Genomic DNA, 13,699 nt, shown 5'->3' on the forward strand with positions numbered 1-13,699 from the left:
TTTACCTTCCTTACTGCATTAATATCAACATAATAAATACGCACACCAAACAATATAGATCATCTTTAGCGTCTAGTAGCTATGACTTTATCAGGGAATGCATTAGAATCAGAAAAAAATCGTTAAGGAAATCCTGTGTCGTCATTGTCGGGTTTAAACTTTAGTGACATAGTTATTTTAGCCGCCTTTATTTAAAGATAATGACAAGGGAGCACCTCAAGAGATGGATAACTCAACTCATACTCAGTTAAATGAGAACTTTGCATTTGATTCTTTGCAGACGATTCGAAATCGCTTATTAGACCTCACTGGCAGAAACCGACTGTTAAACTTTAAACATGGTAGATCTGGTTTTATCCGAGTGATAGATGAAATGCCAGATCAATTAGCTGAGAATATACTTGAAAGTCATAAGTTTACTTTTATACCTATTGATGAACCTTTGCGAGAGGAATTAATTGAGCATGGGTATATCGTTATTGACGATGATGGGCAAGAGGTAAAAGTAAAAGCTGATCCAAGTGCTAAAGAATGGGCAAAAGTCAAAGGGTTCAACACGAACTATGAGCTGCCATTAAGCATCAAATCTAAAGATTCAAAGCATAACGATACCAATATCCAATCTCTTCTTTATCCACGAGAGCTAGAAGCACAATTACGTAATATTCGAACCAAGGCAAATACCGCTATTGAAGAAACTGGCGCAAATATCCTTTATTTAGCATTTGGTTTTCTTGACTGGTTTGAAGATGAAAACTCAAGCGTAACGCGACAGGCTCCGCTGTATTTAATACCGGTTAAGATTGATAGAGCTTCATTAAATAAAGATCTTGGAACATATACTTACACTATTGAATACACAGGTGAAGATATAATTTCAAACCTATCTTTAAGAGAAAAACTAAAGCATGATTTTCATCTTGAATTGCCTGAATTAACGGAAGGCGCTTTACCAGAAGAATATTTGAAGAACGTTGAAAGCCAGTTTTCACGACATAAACCTCAATGGAAGGTTAAGCGTTTTTCTACGCTATCTATGTTCGATTTCGGCAAGTTATTAATGTACTTGGATTTAGATCCTGCACGTTGGCCTCAAGGGGCGAGCAATATTCAAAATCACTCAATTCTTCAAAAGTTTTTTGCTAAAAAAGGTATTGATGATGGAAATGGAAGTAACACAAGTTTCGGTGAAGAATATCTAATAGATAAGCTTGATGAAGTACATAACCAATATCCATTAATAGACGATGCAGATAGCTCACAGCACAGTGCGTTGGTTGATGCTATTCAGGGTAAAGATTTAGTTATCGAAGGGCCACCAGGCTCTGGTAAATCTCAAACTATAACTAATTTAATAGCAGCGGCTATCTCTCAAGGTAAAAAAGTACTATTTGTAGCTGAAAAAATGGCTGCACTTCAAGTCGTAAAATCTAGATTATCTAGAGCGGGTTTAGGTGATTTTTGTCTAGAATTACACAGCCATAAAACACAGAAAAAACAAGTATATGAAAATATAGCCAAGCGAATAAACAACCAAGATGATTATTGTTACCCGTCATCAATTGATATTGATACCCAAATGTATGAAGAGAAAAAAGAAGCATTAACTCGTTATGCTAATTTGATCAACAGCAAATGGAAAAACACCGGGAGAACAATTCATCAAATCTTTTCTACAGCAACACGTTATCGTGAAGAATTCGCAAATATTTCGCTAGAAGATATTAAGCCTGATCACATTAATGGCCAAAGCTTCGATGAAATATCATCAAGAAGAACCACTGATGAACTTAAAAAATATGCTGATGTTTTTGATGAGGTAAAAAAACAATTTGGTTCAGAGGCAGAGTTATCAGACCATCCTTGGTTTGGTGTCTACAATAAATCTATCCAGCTATTTGATTGTGATGACGTATGCAAGCTCTTGGTTGCTTGGGATAGCACTATTGCTGAATTAGAACAAGCTGTTACCCCTTTAAATGAACAACTTAATAGTGATGTAGCGAGCGATATTAGTTCATTGAAACAAGTATTAGCTGACAGTAACAAGATACCTAAATTAAAAGGTACTGAACACCTACAGGCTCTAAGCTTAATTACGCCTCAGAAAGAAAATGAATTAACTGAATGCATCAAGCAATATAAAGCGACATCTAAGTTGTTTGTGTCGTTGAAAGAGTTATTCGAGCTAACCGTTTTAAACGAAGGTGAAAGCCTAGAACGCTTTACAAAATCGAATCAAAATTTACAAAAAGAGTGTAAGAGCCTCGAATTAAAGCTAACTAATATTTTTCAACAGTTACAGCTGCTTGAAACATTAAGAGACGTAAGCCTTTCGCTTTCAGATGATTTAAAGACATTAACGGAGCAAGATAACAGCCTATATGACTTATTATCCCCATCGTATAATGGCTTTTTAGAATGTAAGCAGTACTTTGAACATATTAACGCCCTCGATATAACGCTAATATCTAGAAGAAATGAACTATTTGATAATGAACTTTTAGACCAGCACCTAGCTAATTTAGAGGATCTTCTTCCTAAAATTCAACCTCTACACAATAATTTAGAACAACACTTTAACTTAGAAAATTTACCTACAGCAAATGAACTAAAAGAAATTGATAGCATTATGAAAAATGCAGGACTTTTCTGTTGGTTTAGTAGTGAGTGGCGAGCAGCTAAATCTAAACTGCTTATGTATGCGAAAGGGTTGAAGCCTAAAGTTAAAAAGTTAGTACCATTTATTGCTAGCTTAACATCGTATCGAGAGTTGATAGATGAATTAAACAAAGAATCTGCTTACCAAACTTTGCTACAACATGAGTTTAATGGGATTGATACACCAATTGCTGAACTCATCAGCCTTAGAGCGTGGTATAAAGATATTCGAGCCTCGTATGGGGTAGGCTTTGGTAAAAAAGTGTCTTTTGCTAATTCATTATTTTCTATCGACAATGAATTATTTAAAGGGTTAAAGCATTTAGCTGCATCAAAATCACTTGCCGAATTTGAGCAGTTCTTTCAATTATTTCCTCAACTTGAAAATGTTTTCTCGCATTTATTATTTGACGACAAAAATACAGATTTGTCAGCAGATGTTGGTATTTCATCGTTTGTTGGTGAACTAGAAAATGATATTAAAACTTTACAATCACTATCAAAGAAAGACTTTACTTTAAGTCAGTTAACAAAGTGTATTGAACAAGTTTTAACTTTAGTGAGTGCAGAGCATGTACTTGATGGTAATGATATTGCTAGAGAGTTATTTGATGAAAGCACTCAATTATCAATTAGAAGTGATTCTCGAGCGCAACTCATTAAAATAGAATCTACATTAGAACTAAGTAAAGCAATTAATTTGCTCGAATCAGAGCCTTTAAAAGAATATTTATTAAATAATGTTAGTAGTGAAGCGCTCTTGTTAATTACCTCTAATTTAGACAGTCTTTCAGTTGCGTTTAATAACTACCAGCATACTTTACAAGAATTTTCTCACAAAGTTGAATTGGATGAAAATGCTTGGTGTAAAGGCACAAATGGTAAATTTGCGCTCTTACAAGAGCGCAACAATAAAGCCATTAGCCAACCTCGTTGGTTAAGCACTTGGGTAGACTTTATTAGAATAAGATCATCCTTGTCAGATAAAGGATTAGAGAATTTATTACGTTACACCGAAACCGGTGCCTTAGATTTAGAAAATATTGAACAAATCTATGTTTACTCAGTATTTGATATTCTCGCCAGAGAGATCATAAATGAAAACCAAGAGTTAGCTTATTTTTCAGGAGCTGACCAAAATGCAGTTCGTAAACAATTTAGAGAATACGACAATAAGCTAAAAACATTACAACAAGAAAAAATAGCTTATCAAGTCGCACAAACTGGCGTGTCTAACACTGTTTCTGGTATTTCTAGCGGGAAGGTTTCTTCTTACACTGAAATGGGTCTTATCAATAATGAAGTAAACAAAAAAACTCGTCACGCACCGATAAGACAACTGGTTAGAAGAGCGAGCCAATCTCTGGTAGCTTTAAAGCCTTGCTTCATGATGGGGCCACACTCTGTAGCACAATACCTAGTACCTGGGGAATTAGAGTTTGACTTGGTTGTGATGGATGAAGCGTCACAAATTAAACCTCAAGACGCCTTAGGTACTATTGCTCGGGGTAAACAATTAGTTGTTGTTGGTGATCCAAAGCAGTTACCGCCAACTAGCTTTTTTGATAAAGCCGTTGATAACGATGATGAAGACACCACAGCGATAGAGCAATCAGAAAGCATCCTTGATGTCTCTTTCCCTATGTTTAATGCTCGTCGGTTACGTTGGCATTATCGCTCGCGTCACGAAAGCTTAATTGCCTTTTCAAACCAAGAGTTTTACGACAGTAACTTAGTGGTATTCCCGTCACCATCAAGTAAAAGTGACGAATTTGGTATTAAATTTACCCATGTAAAAAGTGGTCGCTTTGTAAATCAGCATAACATTGAAGAGGCGAAAGTGATTGCCGAAGCAGTGAGAAACCATTTATTGCATCGCCCAGATGAATCGTTAGGTGTGGTTGCTATGAGCTCAAAACAGCGAGAACAAATAGAGCGCTGTGTGGAAGAACTGTCTAAAGATGACCCTCAATTTAGAGATGCACTGGCGGATAACGCTAATACAGATGAAGCATTATTCCTTAAAAACCTTGAAAATGTGCAAGGTGATGAAAGAGACGTGATCTACATTTCATGCACCTACGGGCCACTAGAGGCGGGTGCGGCGCAAATGCCACAGCGTTTTGGACCAATTAATTCAGCTGCCGGTGGCAGACGACTAAACGTATTGTTTACTCGTTCTAAAAAACGTATGCATGTTTTCAGTTCGATGACCGAGGGCCACATTGTCGCCTCTGAAACATCGAGCTCAGGTGTTCAAGCACTGAAAAGCTTTTTAAGCTTTGCCCAAACAGGGAAGCTTCAGCAGCAAAAGCATACAGGCAAACAGCCAGACAGTGATTTCGAAATTTCTGTGATGAATGCTTTAAAACTTGAAGGGTTCAATTGTGTACCACAAGTCGGTGTCGCTGGTTATTTTATTGACCTAGCGGTACAAGACCCAGGACAGCCTGGGCGTTACTTAATGGGCGTCGAATGTGATGGCGCAACATACCACTCTGCTAAATCCGCGCGTGATAGGGACAGGTTGCGCCAATCGGTATTAGAAGGGTTAGGCTGGAACATTAAACGAATTTGGTCAACCGACTGGTTCAAGAACCCACAAGCTCAATTAACGCCAATTATTGAAGCATTACATCAGCTAAAAACTGAAGTACCCGAACATGCAGAGATAGAATCTGAAGTAGAAGAAATTGAAAATGTTGTCGAGCACGAGAGCCAAGTATTACATGAGCTAGATAAATTTACTCACTCTGACGTTTCATTAGAGATAAAACTTCAAAAATTTGCTGAGGAAGTTATCCCTGCTATCGATGAAGTGCCGTTAGCAAGTAGATTGCTAAGACCAGCTATGATCGCAGCTTTATGTGAATTTAAGCCTATTTCTAAAAGTGAATTTCTAGAGGTTATTCCGCCATATTTGCGTTCAGCAACATCGACAGCACATGGCAAATACCTTGAAAAAGTGCTGACTATTATTGCTGAAGATGAACAAGATAATAGCGTGTAGTTAAATTTTTACTTACATAACTGCATGAGTTAAAAGTAAATTCAATGTACCATACTACTAAATGATACAGATCACTGTTTAAAAAAGAATTAAGGTAAAGTGAATGGCAACCGCTAAAAGCAAAAAGAGCAACACCGCAAATACCAATTTTGAAGAAACCCTCTGGGACACCGCGAATAAACTGCGTGGCAGTGTTGAGTCGTCTGAATATAAGCATGTGGTATTAAGCCTTATCTTCCTAAAATTTATCAGTGATAAGTTTGAAGACAAACGCCAAGCGTTAATTGATGGTGGCATGCAGGATTTTGTTGAGCAAGTTGAATTTTACATGCAAGACAACGTGTTTTACCTGCCAGAGGAAGCCCGTTGGTCGTTTATTAAAAAGAACATGAAGCAAGACGACATTGCCGTAAAAATCGACACGGCATTACACACGGTTGAAAAGAACAACCCGTCATTAAAAGGTGCATTGCCAGAAAACTACTTTAGCCGTTTAGGGCTTGTTACCAGTAAGCTTGCGTCACTTATCGATACCATTAACAACATCGATACTGCTGCTAGCGAATGTGAAATGACTGAAGAAGATTTAGTGGGACGCGTTTACGAATACTTTTTAGGTAAGTTTGCCTCTAGTGAGGGCAAAGGTGGTGGTGAATTCTATACGCCAAAATCAGTCGTTGCGTTAATTGCTGAAATGATTGAACCGTTCAAAGGTAAAATTTACGACCCATGTTGTGGTTCTGGCGGTATGTTTGTGCAATCGTTAAAGTTTATCGACAGCCACAAAGGCAACCGTAAAGACATTTCAATTTATGGACAGGAATACACGAATACCACCTACAAGCTAGCCAAAATGAACTTAGCGGTGCGGGGTATTTCCGGTAATTTAGGAGAAGTTGCTGGTGATAGTTTTTTTAAAGATCAACATTCAGATCTGAAGGCTGACTTTATTATGGCAAACCCGCCGTTTAACCAAAAGCAGTGGCGAGGGGAGAGCGAATTAGTTGACGATGGCCGTTGGGCGGGTTTTGACGTACCCCCAACAGGTAATGCTAACTATGCGTGGATCATGCACATGATCTCAAAGCTGAGTGAAAATGGCACCGCAGGGTTTGTATTAGCCAATGGCTCAATGAGCTCAAATACCGGCGGTGAAGGGGCAATTCGCCAGAAAATCATTGAGCAAGATTTAGTGGATTGTATGATCGCCTTACCGGGGCAGCTTTTTTACACCACGCAAATTCCAGTGTGTTTATGGTTTATCACCAAAAACAAAAAAGAAGACTCTGAACGTGGCTACCGCAACCGCCAAGGTGAAACACTATTTATTGATGCCCGTGAAATAGGCACTATGGTTAGCCGTGTACATAAAGAATTAACCACGGATGATATTGCTGATATTGCTCGCACTTACCATGCTTGGCGCAACACCCCCGGTCATTCCGCACTTGATGCGGGATCTCTTGAACCATATAAAGATGTTGCAGGTTATTGCAAGTCAGCTTCGCTTGAAGATATTAAAGCGAATGACTTTGTATTAACACCGGGCCGTTATGTGGGCGCTGCTGAAATTGAAGATGACGGCATCCCGTTTGAAGTTAAAATGAAGGAGCTAAGCCAAACCCTTTATAGCCAAATGGAACAGGCAGAAGAACTAGATAAAGCGATTCGTCAAAACTTGGAGGTGTTAGGTTATGGCGAATAGTTGGAATACCAAAAGAATTGATGAAATTGCTCAAGTAGTAGATTCTAGGCATAAGACTCCGCAGTATTCTGATGATGGCTATCCGATGGTTAGAGTCGTTGATGTAAAAGGAGGTGTGCTTCAATTAAAAGATACTAAAAGAGTTAGCGATGAAGTTTATGCCGATTTTAGCAAAGGACGAGATCCTGAAATTGGGGATTTAATAATTTCTAGAGTTGGAAGTTATGGGAATGTCGCATACGTTAATTCTAGCGAAAAATTTTGCTTGGGGCAGAATACGGCGCTAATTATTCCAGAAGATAAAAGTAGGTATTTGTATTACGCATTAACTTCTCCTCAAATTAAGGCTCAAATCGATGAAATGGTTGTTGGGGCTGTACAAAAGACTATAAGCTTGAAGACAATTAAAAGTCTTCAAATTCCAGAACCCCCCTCAGAAGTAAAGACAAAAATCTCTAAAGTACTTTCAACTATAGATGATAAAATAGAATTAAACCGACAAACCAACCAAACACTCGAACAAATGGCGCAAGCGTTATTTAAAAGCTGGTTTGTTGATTTTGATCCCGTTTTCGACAATGCCCTTGCTAGCGGTATGGCAGTAAACGATTTCCCAGAAGCCTTGCAGAAAAAAGCCGAACAGCGTCAGCAAGTACAGCAACAAATTGCTAATGGCGAGCTAGACGCTAAACCACTACCCGAAGATATCCAACAACTCTTCCCAAGCGAATTTGAACAAACTCATGTTCCATCAATCGGCATCAGCGGCTGGGTACCTAAAGGTTGGGAAACCTCTAATTTAAAATCTTTTGGCAAAGTAGTTACAGGTAAAACTCCTCCTAAGAAAATAGAAAATGCTTTTGCTGATAAAGGACTTCCATTTATCACACCTTCTGATGTTGATAGTGACGTTTTTGCTCTAACTATTGCACGACATCTCAGCTCAGAAGGAGTTACCTCTGTCAAAAATAACGTAATAGATCAAGGTTCAGTGTGCGTAACATGTATAGGGAGCCAAATGGGAAAAACCGTAATTGCTCCATATAAATCTGTCACCAATCAGCAGCTAAACTCTATTGTCCTTGCAAAACAGTCGTATCGAAATTACGTTTTTATGAATCTTAGGTTAAGGCGTGAAGAACTATTCAATTTGGGTAGTAGCGGTTCAACAATGCCTATTTTAAATAAGTCATCATTTGAAGGTCTAAACACTTTAAAGCCAACAGAGTTAGTCTTAAATGAATTTAGCAAAGTAACTGAAAAGCTTATAGATAAAATTTTATTAGGTTCGCACCAAAACGAAGAGCTTAGCAAAGTAAGAGACACATTATTACCAAAACTCATCTCAGGTGAATTAACTTTGCCTGCTGACAACAGTAAATGCACGGCCGCGACAGAAGCATACCCATCATGAAAACCTATGACGACGAACAGCACCCCATTATGAGCCAGCTAAAAACCTGGTTTAAACAAAAATCGGTTGATGAACTCAGCGAGATTATTCTCAATTATATTGGCGAGTCTGCCGAAGAGCAAAGCCGTTGGCAGCTGGCGATGTTAAACGGCCAAGGTGGGTTAAGCGCTGCGGATATAAAAAAGATGATCACCAAAGCCTTGCCAAAAAAGCAGGTTTGGAGCTACAGCGAGGCAAGCGCCTATTTTCGGCATAGTGATGACATGTTTGCAGACATTTTTATTGCCATCGATAGCTTGCCCACAGATAAACAATGGCAACTGGTGTTGCATGCGCTGGTTCGGCTCAATACCGTGTTAGAGCAAGTCGATGACTCAGGTGGTTATCGTTTTGATTTAGAAGGCCAATTAAATCAACGATTAAGTACCTTGTTTAACCAACAAACTTGGTCTGACGATGACAAGGCACAATGGATTTTTGACCATTATAAAGACTATAAATACGATGTGTTTCCGAGCGTGCCCGAGGACTTTAACTTAACTGATCCGGTAAAGCAGATTTTTGTTGGCTTATGTGAAACAGCTGCACAACAACGTCAGCAACAAGGCGTTGATTTAAGCAACTGGCAACAAAAATCTAAATACGCCCGTTTAATTGAACCCCTCATAGCACAAGCGCAACAAAAAAATGATTGGCAGCAACAATGCACATTGATGGCAATGACCGCTTACGATGAAAGAGATTTTATTAGCATCAGCCAGCTTTGTTTAGATAATAAAGGTGTTGATCAAGGTGAACTCTTAGATGCGGAATATTGGTTACAAAAAGCCTATCACGCGGCAAAAAATGACCGAGAAAAATTCAGTTGTCAACAATTTGAAGTTGAGTTGCGCCTTGCTTTAAAAGACTATAGCCAAGCGTGGCAGTTGGCGTGGCAACTATTTAACCAACGCCCTAGTTTTTCAGGTTACAAAGGGTTAATGGCACTGGAGAAAAAAACAGGGGTAATTGATACAACATTTAAAGAGAAAGCCGAGCATATTTTTACCCACTGTTACACTGAAAATAGCTATGGAGGTATTGCCCGAGAGGCCGATGCGTTATTAAGCTTTTATATGTATCACCAAGAGTTAACCAATGCTCGTTTATGGGTAAAGTCACATAAAGCAGAGTTTACTAAATTGCTTAAATTAGCGGATTTAATTGTTGCTGAACACCCACAAGAAGCCATCGATTTATATGCGCGAGTTGTACTACCAACAATAAGCCAAGGTAACAATCAAGCATATCAACACGCCACCGATTTACTGCTGACGCTAGAGAAAAACCTCCAAGGTGATCATCTTGAGCAACTACACCGGATGATCCGTCAGGTTATCAAACAACACAAAGCAAAACGTAATATGATGAAGCTTTTAAAGGCACATTATTCAGTATGCTTTTAGAGTCAGTGATCAATCAAATACAGCGATAAAAGTACGCTCAAAAAGCGCCAAAATAAAACAATAATAATAGGGAAATATTATGCAGTTTACAGAAGCTCAATTAGAAGCAGCCATTATAGAGTTACTGGGTGATCAAGGCTACCTGTATACCTCTGGTTCAGACTTTTCTATGGCTGACGGCACACGAGAACCAGAGCAGGTATTAATAAAAGAAGACATACGCGCATATCTGGCAAATCGTTATGCTGCTGATGACATTACCTCGGGTGAAATTGACAGCATTATCTTACAGCTTGAAACCTTACCGGTAGGCGACTTATATGAAAGTAATAAAACCTTTTGTAAGTGGTTAAGTGATGGCTTTTTATTAAAACGTGAATCAGGTAGTAAGCCAGGTGAAGCGTCTAAAAAAGATTTATATATTCAGCTAATTGACTATGACCAAGTAAAGAAGGCAGAAGTCGCGGTTGCTCAAGCGTCACATGAAGCGTTACCTAGGGTTGCAGAGTCAAGCATCACTTATGCTGCTTCAACACAGCACAATATTTTTAAGATCGTTAATCAGCTAGAGATTGACAGCCCATCAGCAGATAACGCCATGCGTATTCCTGATGGTATTATATATATCAATGGTTTGCCTGTTGTTGTGTTTGAATTTAAGAGCGCCATTCGTGAAGAACAAGCCACATTACATCATGCCTATGTGCAATTAACCACTCGTTATCGCCGTGATATTCCTCAGTTATTTGTTTTCAATGCACTGTGCGTGATTAGTGATGGGGTAAATAATAAAATGGGCAATGTATTTGCACCATATGATTTTTATTATGCATGGCGAAAAGTGACGGGTGATGAATCAATAGAGCAAGACGGCATTAATGGCTTGCATACTATGTTGCAAGGCTTGTTTGATAAAGAACGTTTATGTGATGTTATTCGACACTTTATTTACTTTCCTGATAAATCTAAAGATGAAGTAAAAATAGTGTGCCGTTACCCACAATATTATGCTGCTAGAAAGCTTTTTGAGAATATTAAGAAAGAGCGAAAGTTGCTAACTGCTGGCGGCAATGTAGAAGGGGGCAGTGGTAAAGGCGGTACGTATTTTGGTGCCACTGGCTGTGGTAAAAGCTTTACCATGCAGTTTTTATCGCGGCTTTTAATGAAAAGCGTTGAGTTTGAAAGCCCGACCATCGTATTAATCACTGACAGAACAGATTTAGACGACCAGTTATCTAAACAATTCTCCAACGCTAAAAGCTATATTGGCGATGATCATATTGTGAGTGTTGAAAGCCGCGACCAACTAAGAACACTCCTTAAAGGCCGACAAAGTGGCGGCGTTTTTTTAACGACCATTCATAAATTTACCGAAGACATTGAAGTACTCACAGAGCGTACCAACGTTATTTGTATTTCTGATGAGGCACATCGTAGCCAAGTAAACTTAGATCAAAAGGTGGTGATTACTGATAAAGGCCCTAATGCCGGAGTGAGGCGCACATACGGTTTTGCAAAGTATTTACATGACTCATTACCTAATGCGACCTTTGTTGGTTTTACCGGCACACCTATTGATGCCACGTTAGATGTTTTTGGTGAGGTGGTGGATGCGTATACCATGTCAGAGTCGGTGAAAGATGAAATAACGGTGCGTATTGTTTATGAAGGCCGTGCGGCAAAAGTATTGCTTAATAATGCCAAGTTAGAAGAGATAGAAGCGTATTACAAGCAATGTGAAGAGTCTGGTAGCAATGAACATCAAATAGAAGAAAGCAAAAAAGCCACTTCGAGCATGAATTCGATTTTGGGCGATCCTGATCGCATACGCACGCTAGCTAAAGATTTTGTTGAACACTACGAAGCACGCATCAATGAAGGCTCTACCATAAAAGGTAAGGCCATGTTTGTTAGTAGTTCACGTGAGATTGCTAACCTGTTTTATCAGGAGCTGGAAGCGTTACGCCCTGAGTGGTTTGAAATACTGGAGTGCGAAAAAGGCTCTACGTTAAGCGAGCAAGAGAAGAAGAAAATCAAACCGATGGAGCGTGTCAAAATGGTTATGACACGTGGTAAAGATGATCCAGAAGCCCTGTATAACTTACTAGGCACCAAAGAGTACCGTAAAGAGTTAGACCGTCAGTTTAAGAATGATAAATCTAACTTTAAAATCGCCATTGTCGTTGATATGTGGCTTACTGGTTTTGACGTCCCATTTCTTGATACGATTTATATTGATAAACCTCTGCAAAAACATAATCTTATTCAAACTATCTCACGTGTTAACCGCAAGTTTTCAGGCAAGCATAAAGGTTTAGTGGTCGATTACATCGGTATTAAAACGGCGATGAATAAAGCGTTAGCGCAGTTCTCAAAGTCAGAAGAAACGAACTTTGAAGATATCAATCAGTCGGTTATTGCGGTTAAAGATCATTTAGATTTACTCAATCGAATTTTCCATCAGTTTGATTCTTCTCCATATTTCACTGGCGAGCCAGTGGCACAGTTAAATTGCTTAAATTCTGCGGCTGAATTTGTACTCTCTATTGGCAAACTTGAGAAACGCTTTATGGCCTTAGTTAAGCGTTTAAAAGCCGCTTATGATGTGTGTTGTGGCAGTGAGAAGCTTTCAGAAATAGAGCGGGATTATATTCACTTTTATTTAGCTGTTCGCTCAATTATTTATAAGTTAACCAAAGGCGATGCGCCTGATACTACTCAGATGAACGCTAAAGTGCGTGAGATGATTGCAGAGGCGCTTAAAAGTGAGGGGGTAGAGGAAATATTCAAACTTGGTAACGACGATGGTGAGATTGATATTTTTGATGAAGACTACCTTGCCAAAATTGGCAAGATAAAACTGCCCAATACCAAGATAATGCTACTGCAAAAAATGCTAGCTAAAGCCATTGGTGAAATGAAAAAGGTTAATCTTGCACAAGGAGTAGACTTCACCAAACGGTTTAAGGCGTTAGTTGAAAAGTACAATGAGCGTAGAGAAGAAGATGTATTGGTCAGTGAAGTATTAGAAGACTTCTCTGATGAAATTATCAATATGTTTACCGACCTTAAAACCGAGATGGACTCTAACGATGACCTAGGTATTAGCTTTGAAGAAAAAGCGTTTTACGACATCTTAAAATCGTTGGCTGTTAAGTATGACTTTACTTACCCTGACGAGAGATTAATTGAATTGTCGCAAGCTGTAAAAGAAGTTGTTGATGATAAAGCCAAATATACCGACTGGAATAATCGTGACGATATTAAGGCTGAATTAAAAGTTGACTTAATCATGCTACTCCATAGGTTTGGTTACCCACCGGTTAGTCGAGACGAAGTGTATAAAGAGATTTTTGCACAGGCTGAAAATTTTAAGAAAAATAGAGTGGCATAGGGAATTAGAGAATTAAATTATGCGTACTCTGCAACAATCAAGTAAAGCATTGGACTGGACTGTAAATAGT

The 13,699-nt window shown here is 38.8% G+C and carries 5 protein-coding genes; all 5 read left to right on the top strand.

Annotated elements, in window-relative coordinates:
- Window positions 1–223: 223 nt before the first annotated feature.
- The 5 genes from hhe to BGP78_RS22205 all read left to right on the top strand — a co-directional run bounded on the left by hhe (window position 224) and on the right by BGP78_RS22205 (window position 13,629).
- The gene (hhe, locus tag BGP78_RS22185) at window positions 224–5,671 is read left to right on the top strand and encodes a DUF4011 domain-containing anti-phage protein Hhe (protein WP_119863448.1); all 5,448 of its coding nucleotides are present in this window, start codon (window positions 224–226) and stop codon (window positions 5,669–5,671) included.
- 103 nt (window positions 5,672–5,774) lie between these two features.
- Window positions 5,775–7,376 (top strand): class I SAM-dependent DNA methyltransferase, encoded by a 1,602-nt coding sequence (locus tag BGP78_RS22190; protein WP_119863449.1) that lies wholly within the window; start codon window positions 5,775–5,777, stop codon window positions 7,374–7,376.
- Window positions 7,366–8,790: a restriction endonuclease subunit S gene (locus BGP78_RS22195; RefSeq protein WP_119863450.1), complete on the top strand. Its 1,425-nt coding sequence runs from the start codon at window positions 7,366–7,368 to the stop codon at window positions 8,788–8,790. Before BGP78_RS22190 ends, BGP78_RS22195 begins: the two co-directional genes overlap by 11 nt.
- Entirely contained in the window at window positions 8,787–10,235 is a 1,449-nt protein-coding gene (locus BGP78_RS22200; RefSeq protein ID WP_119863451.1) for a hypothetical protein, read from the top strand. Before BGP78_RS22195 ends, BGP78_RS22200 begins: the two co-directional genes overlap by 4 nt.
- Window positions 10,236–10,314: 79 nt before the next feature.
- Window positions 10,315–13,629 (top strand): type I restriction endonuclease subunit R, encoded by a 3,315-nt coding sequence (locus tag BGP78_RS22205; protein ID WP_119863452.1) that lies wholly within the window; start codon window positions 10,315–10,317, stop codon window positions 13,627–13,629.
- Window positions 13,630–13,699: the final 70 nt, after the last annotated feature.

The organism is Pseudoalteromonas sp. MSK9-3 (assembly GCF_003590335.1).
Classification (GTDB): Bacteria; Pseudomonadota; Gammaproteobacteria; order Enterobacterales; family Alteromonadaceae; genus Pseudoalteromonas.

Bases quoted from the DNA above. Each gene is read 5' to 3' on its own strand.
- hhe (WP_119863448.1), top strand. From the start codon at position 224: ATGGATAACTCAACTCATACTCAGTTAAATGAGAACTTTGCATTTGAT.
- BGP78_RS22190 (WP_119863449.1), top strand. From the start codon at position 5,775: ATGGCAACCGCTAAAAGCAAAAAGAGCAACACCGCAAATACCAATTTT.
- BGP78_RS22195 (WP_119863450.1), top strand. From the start codon at position 7,366: ATGGCGAATAGTTGGAATACCAAAAGAATTGATGAAATTGCTCAAGTA.
- BGP78_RS22200 (WP_119863451.1), top strand. From the start codon at position 8,787: ATGAAAACCTATGACGACGAACAGCACCCCATTATGAGCCAGCTAAAA.
- BGP78_RS22205 (WP_119863452.1), top strand. From the start codon at position 10,315: ATGCAGTTTACAGAAGCTCAATTAGAAGCAGCCATTATAGAGTTACTG.